This is a genomic window from Allocatenococcus thiocycli, assembly GCF_921292965.1.
Classification (GTDB): domain Bacteria; phylum Pseudomonadota; class Gammaproteobacteria; order Enterobacterales; family Vibrionaceae; genus Vibrio; species Vibrio natriegens.
In genome coordinates, this window is sequence record NZ_CAKLCK010000039.1 from 143,262 (window position 1) to 157,848 (window position 14,587).

At 46.3% G+C, this 14,587-nt stretch carries 16 protein-coding genes; 7 read left to right on the forward strand and 9 right to left on the reverse strand.

Translation table 11 applies throughout. From position 1 onward, the window contains the following. Window positions 1-63 precede the first annotated feature (63 nt). The 4 genes from L9Q40_RS15975 to L9Q40_RS15990 all read left to right on the forward strand — a co-directional run bounded on the left by L9Q40_RS15975 (window position 64) and on the right by L9Q40_RS15990 (window position 2,438). Entirely contained in the window at window positions 64-789 is a 726-nt protein-coding gene (locus L9Q40_RS15975; protein WP_014233614.1) for an NUDIX domain-containing protein, read from the forward strand. A 32-nt stretch (window positions 790-821) separates the two neighbouring features. Beyond that, entirely contained in the window at window positions 822-1,475 is a 654-nt protein-coding gene (locus tag L9Q40_RS15980) for a nicotinamidase (protein WP_065297885.1), read from the forward strand. Between the two features lie 24 nt (window positions 1,476-1,499). Further along, the gene (locus tag L9Q40_RS15985; protein WP_498793913.1) at window positions 1,500-1,856 is read left to right on the forward strand and encodes a VOC family protein; all 357 of its coding nucleotides are present in this window, start codon (window positions 1,500-1,502) and stop codon (window positions 1,854-1,856) included. A 105-nt stretch (window positions 1,857-1,961) separates the two neighbouring features. Continuing rightward, complete coding sequence (locus tag L9Q40_RS15990; protein ID WP_118120708.1) at window positions 1,962-2,438, forward strand: peptide-methionine (S)-S-oxide reductase; 477 nt, start codon at window positions 1,962-1,964, stop codon at window positions 2,436-2,438. Window positions 2,439-2,539: 101 nt separating this feature from the next. Here L9Q40_RS15990 and eat read toward each other — a convergent pair whose 3' ends face one another. The 3 genes from eat to L9Q40_RS16005 are packed head-to-tail and all read right to left on the reverse strand — an operon-like array spanning window position 2,540 to window position 6,238. Further along, the gene (gene eat / locus L9Q40_RS15995) at window positions 2,540-3,943 is read right to left on the reverse strand and encodes an ethanolamine permease (RefSeq protein WP_014233610.1); all 1,404 of its coding nucleotides are present in this window, start codon (window positions 3,941-3,943) and stop codon (window positions 2,540-2,542) included. Between the two features lie 11 nt (window positions 3,944-3,954). Then, window positions 3,955-4,833, reverse strand: coding sequence for an ethanolamine ammonia-lyase subunit EutC (gene eutC, locus L9Q40_RS16000; protein WP_498793915.1), 879 nt, complete (start codon window positions 4,831-4,833; stop codon window positions 3,955-3,957). Next, window positions 4,826-6,238 carry an ethanolamine ammonia-lyase subunit EutB gene (locus L9Q40_RS16005; RefSeq protein ID WP_498793916.1) on the reverse strand — a complete coding sequence of 471 codons (1,413 nt, stop codon included), beginning with the start codon at window positions 6,236-6,238 and terminating at the stop codon, window positions 4,826-4,828. Before L9Q40_RS16005 ends, eutC begins: the two co-directional genes overlap by 8 nt. Window positions 6,239-6,434: 196 nt before the next feature. Between L9Q40_RS16005 and L9Q40_RS16010 the strand changes: the two genes are divergently transcribed. Next, entirely contained in the window at window positions 6,435-7,379 is a 945-nt protein-coding gene (locus L9Q40_RS16010; protein WP_498793918.1) for a helix-turn-helix domain-containing protein, read from the forward strand. A 72-nt stretch (window positions 7,380-7,451) separates the two neighbouring features. Here L9Q40_RS16010 and L9Q40_RS16015 read toward each other — a convergent pair whose 3' ends face one another. Both L9Q40_RS16015 and L9Q40_RS16020 read right to left on the reverse strand, forming a co-directional pair. Further along, window positions 7,452-7,814, reverse strand: coding sequence for a VOC family protein (locus L9Q40_RS16015; RefSeq protein WP_330470773.1), 363 nt, complete (start codon window positions 7,812-7,814; stop codon window positions 7,452-7,454). Between the two features lie 88 nt (window positions 7,815-7,902). Next, window positions 7,903-8,766: a LysR family transcriptional regulator gene (locus L9Q40_RS16020; protein WP_498793919.1), complete on the reverse strand. Its 864-nt coding sequence runs from the start codon at window positions 8,764-8,766 to the stop codon at window positions 7,903-7,905. A gap of 103 nt (window positions 8,767-8,869) precedes the next feature. Here L9Q40_RS16020 and L9Q40_RS16025 point away from each other — a divergent pair, with 103 nt between their 5' ends. After that, entirely contained in the window at window positions 8,870-9,478 is a 609-nt protein-coding gene (locus L9Q40_RS16025; protein ID WP_498793920.1) for a LysE family translocator, read from the forward strand. 89 nt (window positions 9,479-9,567) lie between these two features. On the opposite strand, the gene groL is transcribed toward L9Q40_RS16025, so the two are convergent. Further along, the gene (gene groL / locus L9Q40_RS16030) at window positions 9,568-11,166 is read right to left on the reverse strand and encodes a chaperonin GroEL (RefSeq protein ID WP_065303267.1); all 1,599 of its coding nucleotides are present in this window, start codon (window positions 11,164-11,166) and stop codon (window positions 9,568-9,570) included. A gap of 32 nt (window positions 11,167-11,198) precedes the next feature. Next, window positions 11,199-11,489, reverse strand: coding sequence for a co-chaperone GroES (locus L9Q40_RS16035; protein WP_498793921.1), 291 nt, complete (start codon window positions 11,487-11,489; stop codon window positions 11,199-11,201). 258 nt (window positions 11,490-11,747) lie between these two features. On the opposite strand from L9Q40_RS16035, the gene L9Q40_RS16040 reads away from it, so the two are divergent. Then, complete coding sequence (locus L9Q40_RS16040) at window positions 11,748-12,098, forward strand: rhodanese-like domain-containing protein (protein ID WP_329354679.1); 351 nt, start codon at window positions 11,748-11,750, stop codon at window positions 12,096-12,098. A 138-nt stretch (window positions 12,099-12,236) separates the two neighbouring features. Here L9Q40_RS16040 and L9Q40_RS16045 read toward each other — a convergent pair whose 3' ends face one another. Further along, window positions 12,237-12,692 carry a hypothetical protein gene (locus L9Q40_RS16045; protein ID WP_498793922.1) on the reverse strand — a complete coding sequence of 152 codons (456 nt, stop codon included), beginning with the start codon at window positions 12,690-12,692 and terminating at the stop codon, window positions 12,237-12,239. A gap of 10 nt (window positions 12,693-12,702) precedes the next feature. After that, complete coding sequence (locus tag L9Q40_RS16050; RefSeq protein ID WP_498793923.1) at window positions 12,703-14,382, reverse strand: LruC domain-containing protein; 1,680 nt, start codon at window positions 14,380-14,382, stop codon at window positions 12,703-12,705. Window positions 14,383-14,587 lie beyond the last annotated feature (205 nt).

A 14,587-nucleotide genomic window follows, 5' to 3' on the forward strand; every position in this document is an offset into this window, starting at 1 on the left:
TACCCATTGAACGAACACTTATTATGCGCTAGATTACTTACAACTTATTATTAGGACCCAACCATGATCGTAACTGTCGACATCATTCCATTCAGACTTTCTGGCTGTGCCAATAAAGGATTGGAAGTGTTGCTGATTAAACGTTCAAATCCGAACCGACCATACCATGGCGTATGGGCATTGCCGGGTGGATTTGTCTTTGATAAAGATTTGACCCATGAAGGCGGACGCCCAGCGGATGAAAATTTCGAAGCGGCACGTCGCCGTATTTGCCGAGAAAAAATCCATACTTACCCTCGTCATTTCAGTGAAGCGTTTATTGATGGTGATCCGAAGCGAGATCCAGACGACTGGAGTTTAAACATCACCCACTATGCCTTAGTGGACCGAAACAATGTTGAGCAAATAAACAACGCTGGCGTTCCAGAATGTCACCTAAAGTGGTTCCCGCTGCAGGCCATCTTAGATGGTGAGGAAACTCTGGCTTTTGACCATCAGAATACCATCGAAAAAGCCTGGCAAAAGTTGCGTGCTTCTATCGAATACACGTCCGTACTTCTGTTCGCGTTAGACAAAGAGTTTTTGGTTGCCGACATCATTTCTGCTTATCAGGAGTTTGGGATAGACATCAGCCGCATGACCATCAAACGCCGTTTGATCGACTCAGGCGTACTGAAACCAACCAACAAAGTCGCTTCCACCAACAAAGGTAAAGGTGGTAAACCAGCCATGGTGTACACACTCACGAGCGACGAAGTCACTTTTTTCCAAAACTGTTTGCGTGGATAAGCGCAGGCAACCAGACAGACAAGGAGTCTGCTATGACTGTTCGAGTAAACTATCAAACCACTGCGGTATTCGATGTGGATCCTGAAAAAGGGTTCAGTGAGCTTTGCCCTGACGAACTACCCGTAGCAGGCGCCCTTGAAATAGTACCGGAACTACTTAAAAACCACGCAAAGGGTCGTTTAAAATTGGTAAGTCGCGACTTACACCCACCTAAAGCAGCTTGGGACGCAGAAACGCCAGCCAATATGTTAGAACCCGTTGGTTTGCCAAACGTCGACGTGAAATGGAATCGTCACTGCGTACTCGGCACGACTGGTGTTGAACTGTTAGACGGATTGCCGCCTGTTCTGGAGTATGATTTCCAAGTCAATAAAGGCATGGATCCAGACGCGCATCCATACGGCGTTTTCTTTCATGACGTTGCTGATACCAAAACGACTGGTGCGAATGAGTTCCTGAAATGTAACGACATCGATACGCTTGTTGTCGGTGGCTTAGCGCTCGATTTCTGCGTAAAAAAATCGGTGATGCAGGCATTAGATCTCGGGTTTAAAGTCGTTGTGAATCTTGCTTCGACACGCGCAGTATTGCCAGATACCCTTGATGATGTGATTGCTGAAATGAAACAAAACGGCGCGTTATTTGTTGACTGTGCTGATGACATCATTGTCGAGCAGTTTGCATAAGATCATCACGATAAGGAAATCACCATGCACCAACACGAAAAATTAAACTACGTAGAATTTGGCAGTACAGATTTGAGTGCGACAAAGCAGTTCTTTGAGCAAGTTTTTGGCTGGTCATTTGTCGATTACGGTCCGGATTACAGCGCATTTTCTGGACAAGGTTTGGACGGCGGATTCTTCAAATCTGCGCTTGTCAGTAACACCTCAAATGGCGCAGCGCTGTTGGTCTTTTATAGTTCGGACATTCAGGCGACCTTGTCCAAGGTGGAACAACATGGTGGGCATATTTTGCGCCCAATCTTTGAGTTTCCCGGCGGTTGTCGATTCCACTTTACTGAACCAAGTGGCAATGAGTTTGCGGTTTGGTCAGAAAGTCACTAATTCGACCGCCAGAAACATGCTCTTGTGGTCTGATTAGCAAGTCGCGCCTTGCACTTGACTCTGATGCCACGACATAATGCGCCAAACTTTTAAGTGAACAGATTTATGCAAGAGATTTACTTTGCGGGCGGCTGCCTGTGGGGCGTACAGGAATTTATGCGCCACCTTCCCGGCGTGATTGCTACCGAAGCGGGTCGCGCGAACGGCACGACAAATTCCACTGCCACGGATTACGACGGTTATGCGGAATGCGTACGCACTCAATTCGACCCTTCGCAAGTATCTATCGAAGATTTGATGGGTTACTTCTTCGAAATCATCGACCCTTACAGCGTCAATAAACAAGGTGAGGACGTCGGTGAAAAATACCGAACGGGTGTGTATAGCCAAAGCCCGCAACACCTCGACAGAGTAAGAAGCTACATAGCAAATAGAGAAGATGCCGCCAAGATCGTGGTCGAAGTACGTGAGTTAACCAACTACGTACCAAGTGATGACGAACACCAAGACAGGCTAACTCGCTTCCCGGATGATTACTGCCATATCCCTCTGGACTTATTACACAAGTATAAGAACCGCTAACAGCCAGTATTCGCTGAATATTTTTCAGACGGATTTAAAAACAATAAAGGGAGCACAAGGCTCCCTTTTAGTTATTTACAATCGTATCTACTAAGAAGAACTTAACGAGCACCTTCTGCTTCCAATTCCTGTTCCGCCACTGACAACATTGCAAACTCTTCTTCTGCTGAAGTCGCAACCAGTTTGTTGCGGCTGTAGAGTCCGTAATACGCTCCACCGATAACGAACAGTCCCATGGTCATAAAGAACGCTGAAGGATCAAATGCATAAACACCAGTCATCGCGATTAAAGAAAGCACCAACGAGATACTTGAAGTAACAATACCACCTGGTGTTTTGTATGGGCGATGTAGCTCAGGTTGCTTGATGCGTAGCAAGATGTGGCTTAGTGACATCAAAGCGTACGATACGGTTGCGCCAACAACAGCCATCGCCAGAATCAAATCACCTTCACCTGTCAGCGAGACTAAGAAGCCAAATACACCCGGAACAAATAGTGCACGAGTCGGCACTTTCTTATCACTTGTTAGTGACAAGCTTTGTGGCAGGTAACCAGCACGAGAAAGCGCGAATACCAAACGGCTGTAGCCGTAAATGATTGAGAAGAACGACGCAATCAAACCAGCCAGACCAAGTACGTTAACGGCAGTAGCAATAGTCGGGTTACCTGTCAGCTTCAGTGCATCAACCAATGGTACCGCACTATCACCGATAACTTGTGAACCTACTGCGCCAGCTAATAGCACAACCACAAGAGTCGCAGTTAGTAGAAGGAATAACATTGCACCAATAATGCCTTTTGGCACGTCTTTCGCCGGGTTTTTCGCTTCTTCTGCCGCTAAAGGAACCCCTTCAACCGCGAGGAATAACCACATCGCAAACGGCAGTGCAGCCCAAACACCATACCATCCAAATGGTAACGCTTCTGTTGCCTGAGCAGTTGCTGGAGCAATATCAAACAGGTTATTGATGTCGAAGTCACCTATCAGTACACCTGCGGTCGCCAAAATGGCCAACACCGCTAATCCACTAATAACCATCATGACCTTTAGCGCTTCACCCACACCAGCCATGTGAATTCCGATAAAGACGGCATAAAAAAGTGCGTAGACAACAGGGCCATCAATACCAATCAATTCATTCACCGCTGAACCAATGAATATCACAATCGCAGCAGGCGCGAGCGCGTACTCAATAAGTACAGATAAACCAGTGAAAAAGCCGCCCGTCGGTCCCATTGCCTGACGCGCAAAGCTATAGCCACCACCAGCAGCCGGAATCGCTGCCGACATTTCCGCCAGTGATAAAACCAACGTTAGGTACATCACCGCCATCGCAATCGCAGCAATAAGGAAGCCTCCCCACCCTGCCTGAGCGATACCAAAGTTCCATCCGGCAAAGTCACCGGAGATAACATAAGATACACCTAACCCCGCAAGCAGAATCCAGCCTGCGGTCCCTCTTTTTAACTGTCTTTTAGCCAGATATTCCTGATGATTAGACATAGTAAATCCCTCTACATTTTAGAAATTAAGAAATTGTTGTTGTGCTTATCTTCGAGGTCGCCACCTCTCTCTTCGTCAATGGCAGAACGGTCCTTTAAGTTCACGCCTGAGAGCTGGAGTCTTCGAGCCTCTTTAAGCAAATAGAATGCGCGCTGACAGGCATCGTCATAATTGAGCCCTTGCGGTCGCACGTTAGAAATACAGTTTCGGTCGGAGTCCTTCGAGCCGCGTTTCGCTCCCCAAGTCAGGTACATGCCCATACTGTCTGGCGAAGTGAGCCCCGGTCTTTCGCCGATAAGAACCAACGCGGCTTTGGCATTAAAGCACTCGCCGACATCATCACCGACTGCGACTCGCCCCTGCTTCACAACAGCGATAGGCGCTAGATTCCATTGGTGTTCTTCATCACCACTCATCAGCGAAACTAAGCGGCTGATAACAGGTAAGGCATGGTTCTGAATCGCGACAGAAGAAAGGCCATCGGCGATAACGATCGCTAAATCGAGCTCGGCATTGTGTTCCTTGCCAATGGCTTCAAGCTTGTTCCAGGACGCTTCATCAAGCTGGCGGCCTAGATCTGGTCGCTGCAAATACATGAATCGATCAGTGACTTTGCTTGTCACCACGACTGGCGGCTCAAGTGTCTGTTCAAGAATCGAGTACGAGTCGGATAGCTGAGCAACCAGACAGTCTACATTCAGAGTACAATGCACTGCGTCCATCGCTTGCGCGTGATCGAGCTGAAAAGAGAGCAACTCATCCGTAGGAACACTGTTGCCACTGCGACCTAATGCAATGCGCGCAGAAGTAAACTCGCGTAACTTATCCCAAGGATTACGTGTCACGACTTTTGCTGTTACGCCATCTGAGATAGAAACCACTTTACCCATGAGAACGCCCCTTATTCAGCTGTGAAATTGCGCCGGCAAACGAATTAGAAATGCGATCGTTTAAGCGCACCTCATTGACGTCTTCGAAAATTTGCATGTCGGTAAGCCACTGTTCGAACTCAGGCGCAGGCTTTAATCCCAGCACTTTTCTCGCGTATAACGCGTCGTGGAATGAAGTGGTTTGATAGTTGAGCATGATGTCATCAGAGCCTGGAATGCCCATGATGAAAGAACACTCGGCGACGCCCAACAGCGTAAGCAGGTTATCCATGTCATTCTGGTCAGCATAAGCGTGGTTGGTGTAACAGATATCGCAGCCCATCGGCAGCCCGAGAAGCTTGCCACAAAAGTGATCTTCCAGACCGGCACGAATGATCTGTTTGCCATCAAACAAGTATTCAGGCCCGATAAAACCAACCACAGTGTTTACCAACAAAGGGTCAAACTGCCTTGCTACGGCATACGCACGAGTTTCACAGGTTTGCTGATCGACACCGTGAAAAGCATTTGCTGACAAAGCCGTGCCCTGTCCGGTCTCGAAATACATCACGTTGTTACCAACCGTACCTCGGTTAAGTGAAAGCGCTGCTTCGTGCGCTTCTTTTAATACAGCCAGGTTGATGCCAAAGGTGTCGTTAGTGCCTTGTGTGCCACCGATTGACTGGAAAACCAGATCGACAGGTGCACCCATCTCGATCGCCTCTATGGTGTTGGTCACATGGGTCAGAACACAAGATTGGGTAGGAATTTGATAGTGCTGAATTACCTCATCCATCAACTTCATCAACTTGACGGCTTGAGGTACATTGTCAGTTGCCGGGTTGATGCCAATTACCGCATCACCGTTGCCATACATCAAACCATCAAAGATCGTCGCGGCTATGCCATTAAGAGAGTCGGTCGGATGATTAGGCTGCAAACGGGTGGATAAGCGGCTTGGTAAACCAATCGTATTACGGAAAGCCGTCACTACCTGGCACTTTTTCGCGACCAAAATCAGGTCTTGATTGCGCATGATCTTGCTGACCGCCGCCACCATTTCAGGCGTTAGACCGGGACGAATTTTGGCTAACGTGACACTGTCCGCTTGTTCGCTCAACAACCAGTTGCGAAAGTCTCCTACCGTCAGGTGTTCGATCGGTTGAAAGGCTTCACGGTCATGAGTATCAATAATTAAGCGCGTGATTTCATCGCTTTCATACGGGATCACGACTTCGTTTAGAAAGGTTTTTAGAGGCAGCTCAGATAACGTCATTTGCGCCACGACGCGCTCTGCGGCTGACTCGGCACATACTCCGGCCAGCGCATCGCCAGATCGCTCCGGCGTAGCTTTCGCCATCAAGTCTGCTAATGACTCAAAGGTATACACCTTACTTCCTTGTTGCCGACGATAAGTTGCGGTCATGATTCTTCCCCTTCAACTACATGGTTCAGTTTTTGCAGTTTTTTTGCTGATAGTTCTATAAGTTTCTACAGGGATTAAAGCGAAATGCATTCCCGATGATTATCAAAAATCGGCAATGTTAAAAAAGGGTTTTTAAACAGTATGTTAACTATGTTTTGCCCTACTTTGATTCACTAAACAGGCATCGGAAGTAAATATGATGAATGATGAACAGATCTTGGCCGCACCAACTTTGTGCACAAATCCCACAAAAGATGCAAACCAACAAGCAGCAAGCCTTGTCAATTGGCAGCAGGAATATGACCAAATCAGCAATGGGCGCTTCCTAGGGCAAATCAGAGAGCGACGATTCAACACTGTGCATGTATTTCGTGAAGACAGTAACCGTGCACTGAGACAGCAATGCCGTGTCGAGGAAGGTGGGGTTTGGCTTGGGATAAGCGTTGAAGATAAAGCGTTGCATATCAATCATTCACAACTTGATGCTGACAAGCTTTTACTTCGCCAAGGGGGAGTAGACTTTGAGTTAATTACGCCAGAAGCCTTTTCGATTTATGGCATGGTGCTAAAGCAAGGTTTTGTTCAGCAGCTTAAAGAGCAACTCGAGCTTGACGATGTTAAAGGGCAAGAGCTCTACTTGTCTGGCTTAAGCGAGCGTCACATTCAACAACTCAAATATTACTTGGGCATATTACTTGATCCCAACCAGGCTCGATGGTCGTGCGAAACGCATCAAACGGTCGTTAAAGATGTCCTGATGGAACTGTTTTCGTTAAGTTCGCAGCAAGAAGCCGCGCCAAAAGCATCCTCTCAGCGACAAGTTGTGATGAACCGCATTCGACAATATTTGGAAAATCAGGATTACAGAACCCCAATTACCGTAAGTGAACTGTGTGAGGCTGTACATGTGAGCCGTCGAACGTTGCAATATACATTTGAAGCGTGCTGCGATACTTCTCCGAAACAATTTATTCATCGAATGCGACTGAATCAGATACGCCGTATACTGCAAAATCCTCAAGAAACTCGTAACATCGCAGAGATAGCCTTTGACTTTGGCTTTTTCCATCTCGGACAGTTCGGCCAAAGTTACAAACAACTGTTTGGTGAAATGCCCTCGGAAACAAGGCAATGCATCTGATGAAATGAGATTTTTCAGAAGTAAGTAATCACTTCCTCTCAAGTGATTTCAAACTATACACGCTTGTAAGGCTTAGACATTCTGAGCGATACGCCACAACGCGCCACTTGGGTCAAACAGACAGCATTCACGCATCCCCCAGGGCTGATCGACCAAATCAGTAAGACGGGAACCAAACTTATCATGATTCAATTGTGACAGATGCTGGTGCCAGCTTTGGACGTCCTCCACCAGCAAATGCATCATGAAGTTATGACAATGTTCCGGCTCATAAAAGTTTTGTAAAAGGAAAGCATGCTTCCCTCGGAAGAAGTACGCCACGTCACCAAAATCGGACGCCATCTCAAAACCAGCTTCCTGATAAAACTGCTTTGAAAGCTCATAATCCTTGGCTGGTATAAACGACTTTATTTCTACAATATTCAGGTTTTCCATTTCCTAGATCCAAATTCAGTAACACTGACTTATCAATCAACTTTAATCAACGCGAGAGCATCTCACCAGCTAGCTCCTTGATTTCTTATTACGATGGTACGCATTCTGCTATTTGTTCCTGCAACCAATCCACAAACTTCCGTTCTAATTGAGTTAGAGCCTTATCTTGATGAAGTAAAACATAATCATAGCCTGATAACGTGAAGCCAAAAGGTGCAATGAGATTACCACGCTCAAGATCATCCATCACCAAAGGGTAAGATCCTAACGCAGCACCTAAACCATCTATCGCGGCTTGAATACAAAAGTAGAAATGGTTAAAAGTCTGCTGCGTATTCTCACGCATTTCTGGATGCTCAGCGCTTGCCATCCATTCTCTCCAAGCGTCCGGTCTGGTTTTGCTGTGTAATAGCTTAACTTTGCACACGTCTTGTTTAACTTGCTGCCAATAATTTGGAGAGAAAACAGGACCCACCCACTCTTCAACCAATAGCGTTTTTGGGTATTCGTGCAGTGGCTCAAAATCGTCTCGACGAATCGCCATAGAGAGCCCCGTTGAACCTAGTGCTACTGGCCCCCCAGCCGTGGACAAACGAACGTCAGCTCCGCATCCCTCATTAAAATCAGACAGCCGCGGCATCAACCAACGCATGGTCAAGGTTGGTTCACACGACACCTCTAAGCATTGATGCTTTTGTTGCTGTAATTTGCTCACGCCGTTTTCCAAAGCCTGAAAAGCTTGCTGCGTATAACCTTTCAATATTTCCCCTTCTTTCGTGAGAAAGACATTTCGACCTTGCTTGTAAAACAGAGGCTGTTCGAGATAGCTCTCTAGCACTTTGATCTGCTTACTCACTGCACCATGAGTAATGCTCAGCTTATCTGCCGCTTCTGTAAAACTGGATGAAGACGCCGCTACGTGAAAAACTTGAAAGGATTTTAGGTGCCTCATGTGTGAATTATTCTCACAGGTTTTGGAATTTGTTTCGATTATAGTCTTCAAGTTGTCAGCCTACAATTCGTGTGTCCATAACAACAAATAAACAGGAGTCATCATGGAGTTGTTCAGCCTTGCGTTACTAGGCATACTTATCGTTATTAGCCCTGGAGCCGATTTTGTGTTGGTATTAAAAAATAGCATTAACCAAGGCAGACGCGCGGGCATTTGGAGCGCAGTCGGAATTAGCCTCGCTATCTCAATACATATCTCCTACTCTTTATTCGGAATCAGTTACTTAATTTCACAAAATGAATGGCTGTTTAGTATGATCCGTTACTTAGGTGCGGCCTATTTGGTGTACCTCGGATTAAAAGGCCTTTTTGCTTCACCATCACAGCAAGCCGAAGGGCAAGCCGCACACGAGGGTGCTCCTGATTGGCAGTTCTTTTTTCAGGGCTTTTTGTGTAACGTCCTCAACCCAAAAACGATGTTGTTTTTCTTAAGTATCTTTAGCCAAGTAATCAACCCTGAAGCGGACAACCAAAACAACGCTCTGATCTATGGGGCGTACATGATTGCGTTGCATGGCATTTGGTTCTCGATGGTAGCGGTACTGTTTACCTCGCCATATCTACAAACGCTACTGCTCAAGGTGAAACATCGACTCAATCAAGCATGTGGAGCGGGCTTGATCCTGTTTGGCGCTATACTTGGATTGAAATAATTAGAAAAAAGCGGACTCATCTGAGCCCGCTTTAACTTTGCAATGTTATGGCTGTATAACAATGACTTAATCACCAACGATTCACTTCGTTAGATATCAAGCTCTTTGTCATCTACGTGGTTAGTGATCATCGCTTCTGTGGTGATCATCAAACCAGCAACAGACGCTGCGAATTGAAGCGCAGAACGTGTTACTTTCGCTGGGTCGAGGATGCCCATTTCGATCATGTTGCCGTATTCACCCGTAGCTGCGTTGTAACCGTAATCTGCATCACCCGCTTTTACGGCGTTCGCAACTACGGATGCTTCATCACCTGCGTTGGCTGCGATTTGGCGAAGAGGTTCTTCCATTGCACGGAGTGCAACACGGATACCGACGTTTTGGTCATCGTTTTCACCTTTTAGATCTGCCAATTCTTTCGCGATCTTAGTTAGAGCCACACCACCACCAGCGACAATACCTTCTTCAACCGCGGCACGAGTTGCATGTAGCGCATCGTCCACGCGATCTTTCTTCTCTTTCATCTCAACTTCGGTTGCCGCACCGATTTTGATCACGGCTACGCCACCAGAAAGCTTCGCAATACGTTGCTGTAGCTTGTCTTTGTCATATTGAGATGTCGTGGTTTCCATTTGTTTTTCAATCGACGCCACGCGATCAGCAATCGCTTCGGCTTTGGCAATGCCACCTACGATTGTGGTTGTATCTTTGTTGATAGTAACTTTCTTCGCACTACCCAGTTGCTCTAACGTTGCCTTTTCTAGCTCTAGACCGATTTCTTCAGAAATAACGGTACCCGCAGTTAGTACCGCAATGTCTTCCATCATCGCTTTGCGGTTGTCACCAAACCCAGGTGCTTTCACGGCCGCTGCGCGTACGATACCACGCATGTTGTTCACGACCAGTGTCGCCAGCGCTTCGCCTTCGATGTCTTCAGCAATGATCAATAGTGAGCGAGAAGATTTTGCCACCGCTTCCAGCACTGGCAATAGCTCACGGATACTGCTGACTTTTTTGTCCACCAAAAGAATGTATGGATTATCTAGCTCTACGCTGCCATTTTCTTGGTTTGTGATGAAGTATGGCGACAAGTAACCACGGTCGAATTGCATACCTTCAACCACAGACAATTCGTTGTCCAGGCCTTGACCTTCTTCAACGGTAATCACACCATTGCGACCTACTTTTTCCATCGCTTCTGCAATGATTTCGCCGATCGCACGATCGCTGTTTGCAGAAATGCTACCAACTTGAGTAATGGATTCTTTGTCACTGCATGGTTTGGACATTTCACGTAGTTTCTCAACCGCCGCTTCGGTGGCTTTGTCGATACCGCGTTTTAGATCCATTGGGTTCATGCCCGAAGCCACCGCTTTAAGACCTTCGTTGATGAAAGATTGTGCCAACACCGTTGCGGTTGTTGTACCGTCACCCGCTTCATCATTTGCTTTGGACGCAACTTGCTTCACCATTTGTGCGCCCATATTTTCGAATTTGTCTTTCAGCTCGATTTCTTTCGCAACAGACACCCCATCTTTCGTGATGGTTGGCGCACCGTAGGATTTATCTAAAACAACATTGCGACCTTTTGGACCGAGTGTCACTTTTACTGCATCCGCAAGTAAGTTCACACCTTTCAGCATTTTTTGACGCGCGTCATTAGCAAATAACACATCTTTTGCAGCCATGGTTATCTCCTTAAAAACTACTACAAAAATAATTACTCAACGATTGCTAACACATCAGTCTCGGACAGAATCAAATATTCTGCGCCGTCAATTTTTTCGGTTTTCACACCGTAACCGTCATTGAAAATGATCTGGTCGCCCACTTTGACTTCCAACGCTGCGCGATCGCCATTTTCCAGACGCTTACCTAAACCAACTGCAATGACCTTACCTCGGTTGGACTTTTTAACCGATTGAGAAGTTAGAACGATTCCCCCTTCTGATGTATTTTCCACTTCTTGTCTTTCAACAAGCAGCTTGTCATTTAAAGGACGAATTTTCATTTGGAGTGCCTCCTACTCAATACAAAAAATAAAAGACAAAAATTGAACATAAAGATGAAGTTGCGAGTCGTATGCTCGCTTACGCTGAAAATAATAAGGTCGAAAAATTGGAGTTCAAGGGGCAAATTCATAAAAATTTTTTATTGGTTTGAACAACGCCCTTTATTGGAAATTCTCATTCACCATCACTCTGATTGGATCTATGATGGTGGGCAAAGTACGCAGTGGCACACTTGGTTTGATAAGGATAACGAAAGTATGAAAAAGGTAATTTCTCTGGTTCTTGCAACGCTGAGCTTAGGTTTACTTGCTCCAAACGTCGCGGCTTCTGAGCGCGCAGAGCAAGGTTGGCAGCTTATAGAGCAAGGCGCAATGATCGTCGATGTGCGCACTCCGCAAGAATTCTCTGAAGGGCATTTAGACAATGCGGTGAACTTCCCTTTGTCTGAACTGGATAAGCATTTTAAAGACGTCAATAAAGATCAATTGATCGTTCTGTACTGCCGCAGCGGCAACCGTTCAGCGCAAGCCTATCAGTATCTCCAATCTCAAGGTTTCACGAATCTGCATAACGCAGGTGGGTTTGAAGAGTTACAAAGCGCTAAATAGCGCCTTGATTTGCTCTTGTCGATAAAAAGCAGAGCGCGTTGCCGATTTATCACAACGCGCTCTGTTGGCTCCCCTAGTTTTATAAAAAACGCTTAAGTCCTTTTAAGCGAGCGCCCCCATTATTCGTAAAATCACACACTAAAAATCAAGGTGATAGTTGTTATTGATGTTGTTTAGCGCAATAGACCAATTTTGCTCAGACTCCTTGGCACTCATCGGTACCCATTGAGCGTAAAGGTGCGTCCAGTTTCCGTTCACTTCTAGCTCTACGTCTTCCGTCTCCGTTGGATAAACAGTCGTCACTCGAGAGGTTGGGTCGGCAATCACTGTGCCATTCTCTCTGGTATACGCCGCTTTTGAGTACAGGTGCAAAGCTCCCTCATTCGAGCCAGTATAGTTAACAGAGAGAGTAATTTTTTCACCTATATCGAATGAGAAATCTCGTTCCGCCACGATATCCGCCGTATTGTCGCTCACCTCAGCTACTGCTGGCGTAGGAGGAGTGCTTGAACCACCACCTCCACCGCCGCCTCCACAAGCCACGGTTAGCGCCGAAATCAACGAAGTGATAAGTAATTTTGTTGAATGTTTCATGTCAGGCTCCTTACTGCTGAGTCGCAGGAATTACTTTGTTAGCAGTTGGGGCTTGATACCACTTAGTGTCTGACTCGCCACTGCTGGTTACCCAAGTTGGAAAAGCTTTATACGCTTTACTGATGTCGACGTTTTCGACCGGATGATCCCATTCATCACGAATGTTGATTGCCCATGGCATGTTGTTGTCCGTCAAAAATGATTCAGAGCCACCGGAATTATCGTCGTGCTGATTGAAGAACGTATTATTCATCTCACTCGTTCCCGCGAAGGATTTGAAGTGTGTTTGCCAACTCATACCTGGAGGGGTTGCAGTAAAATCGCCATGGTACAAATCTTTAGAAGCAAAGATGAAAGAATCATACGGCGGATACCCTACCTGCTCACGTGACACGGGGTTCGATAGCTCAACCGTGAGTTGATAATTAAGAACATCAGACGATTGTTGGCCAATACACGCGTTTTGAGTGCGATAGAAAGTGCAGCTGCTGTCTAGCTCACCCAATATTTCTAAGTCTTTCCGCAAGTTTTCTGAGACCACAAGCACCGCCTCTCCACCGGATTGCACCACTTGATGAGTAACCAGTTCGCCATTTCGTGTCAGTTCTGTCGACGCAAGATTGGTTGGGTCTACATTGGGCAGATGAATAGCAAAACCGTTAGAGAACCCTGCCCCCATCGCCTGCAGCGTGAAATCAAAAGTGATGTTTTTGATTTCACGCTGACCATTTAGCAACTCGGTTACACGATAACGCCACACCACATCATTGAAGTCGTAATCGCCCATTAGTGGCCAGCGATCTTCAAACGCCATCGTCGCGTAGGTATCTGAGCTTGGATACACCGAGGTCACCGTGACTTCTGGGTTGTTTTCCTGCACTAGTGGCTCGTACTTCGAATCTGTGGAGCCATCGGTGTTGACGCCATCAATGGCAGTGAATGGGCTGACTTCGACAGTAAACAGCAAATCGTTAAAATCGTTGTCGCCATCTGGACGAAAAATATCTTCAAAACCCAGCACGAGAAACTCATTTTGCGTGTCGATAAATGCCACATTGTGACGACGATTTTCTGAAGTCGACTCTGGGTTCAGACTCGAGAAGCTATAAAACGGCGTGCCCCAACTGCCAAGGCTGGCGATGTTGTTATACGAACCAGACCACCCCCAGCCATTCGGAATAATAAAGAATGCGAGAGTTTGACCTGCGGTGAGCTGCACATTTAAATCGATCGTGTCGCCTTCTTGCATCTCCCCATCTGGTGCTTTAGATGTGTTAGGAAAAATGATCACGTGCGCTTCGATTTCATCTTTATTGACGGGTGGATTGTTCGTATCAAAAACGAAATAACCGAGCGTATTTCGATACCCCGCTCCCTCATTCAAAAAGGTGACTTTTGCTGTTGCGAACTCCGCGCCATTCAGTTCGTCATCAATATCAATGCTGGAATAACGTTCTGGCGCAATAAAGGCACTGTTGACGAGTGTGCCTTCTGGCAGCATAGAGTAAACGTTGCTAAGCACATCTTGTGGTAAAGATTCTGCAACCGAATAGGTATTAACGGGTTTACCTTTTGCTGAATAATTTGAACTGTCACTACCAGATTCAAAAGTAAAATCACTGGTCGTGAGCGCATTCGCTGAAAGTGATAAGCAGCAGCCAGAAAGCGCAAGTAGTTTCCCTGTTCTCATAATGTTCCCCTTCTTAAACCGGACGTTGGTCATATGCAAGAAAGAGCAATTATGGTGCCTAAATAAAATCAAATACTTAACAACTAGTTATGTTGACAATTCTATTTTTTCTCATTTTGAGAATGAACATGACAAGCGAAATAGAAGCCTTGGGAGCGTAGAAAGCGTGCTCGTGCACACTTAGGTTTAATGCTCGAGGCGCTGG

What these genes read in the sequence shown, in the direction of transcription:
- L9Q40_RS15980 (WP_065297885.1), top strand. Translation starts at nt 822, where the DNA reads ATGACTGTTCGAGTAAACTATCAAACCACTGCGGTATTCGATGTGGAT.
- L9Q40_RS16020 (WP_498793919.1), bottom strand. Translation starts at nt 8,766, where the DNA reads ATGAGGCACCTAAAATCCTTTCAAGTTTTTCACGTAGCGGCGTCTTCA.
- L9Q40_RS16035 (WP_498793921.1), bottom strand. Translation starts at nt 11,489, where the DNA reads ATGAAAATTCGTCCTTTAAATGACAAGCTGCTTGTTGAAAGACAAGAA.
- L9Q40_RS16050 (WP_498793923.1), bottom strand. Translation starts at nt 14,382, where the DNA reads ATGAGAACAGGGAAACTACTTGCGCTTTCTGGCTGCTGCTTATCACTT.
- L9Q40_RS16045 (WP_498793922.1), bottom strand. Translation starts at nt 12,692, where the DNA reads ATGAAACATTCAACAAAATTACTTATCACTTCGTTGATTTCGGCGCTA.
- L9Q40_RS16015 (WP_330470773.1), bottom strand. Translation starts at nt 7,814, where the DNA reads ATGGAAAACCTGAATATTGTAGAAATAAAGTCGTTTATACCAGCCAAG.
- eutC (WP_498793915.1), bottom strand. Translation starts at nt 4,833, where the DNA reads ATGGGTAAAGTGGTTTCTATCTCAGATGGCGTAACAGCAAAAGTCGTG.
- eat (WP_014233610.1), bottom strand. Translation starts at nt 3,943, where the DNA reads ATGTCTAATCATCAGGAATATCTGGCTAAAAGACAGTTAAAAAGAGGG.
- L9Q40_RS16025 (WP_498793920.1), top strand. Translation starts at nt 8,870, where the DNA reads ATGGAGTTGTTCAGCCTTGCGTTACTAGGCATACTTATCGTTATTAGC.
- L9Q40_RS15985 (WP_498793913.1), top strand. Translation starts at nt 1,500, where the DNA reads ATGCACCAACACGAAAAATTAAACTACGTAGAATTTGGCAGTACAGAT.
- groL (WP_065303267.1), bottom strand. Translation starts at nt 11,166, where the DNA reads ATGGCTGCAAAAGATGTGTTATTTGCTAATGACGCGCGTCAAAAAATG.
- L9Q40_RS15975 (WP_014233614.1), top strand. Translation starts at nt 64, where the DNA reads ATGATCGTAACTGTCGACATCATTCCATTCAGACTTTCTGGCTGTGCC.
- L9Q40_RS16005 (WP_498793916.1), bottom strand. Translation starts at nt 6,238, where the DNA reads ATGACCGCAACTTATCGTCGGCAACAAGGAAGTAAGGTGTATACCTTT.
- L9Q40_RS16010 (WP_498793918.1), top strand. Translation starts at nt 6,435, where the DNA reads ATGATGAATGATGAACAGATCTTGGCCGCACCAACTTTGTGCACAAAT.
- L9Q40_RS16040 (WP_329354679.1), top strand. Translation starts at nt 11,748, where the DNA reads ATGAAAAAGGTAATTTCTCTGGTTCTTGCAACGCTGAGCTTAGGTTTA.
- L9Q40_RS15990 (WP_118120708.1), top strand. Translation starts at nt 1,962, where the DNA reads ATGCAAGAGATTTACTTTGCGGGCGGCTGCCTGTGGGGCGTACAGGAA.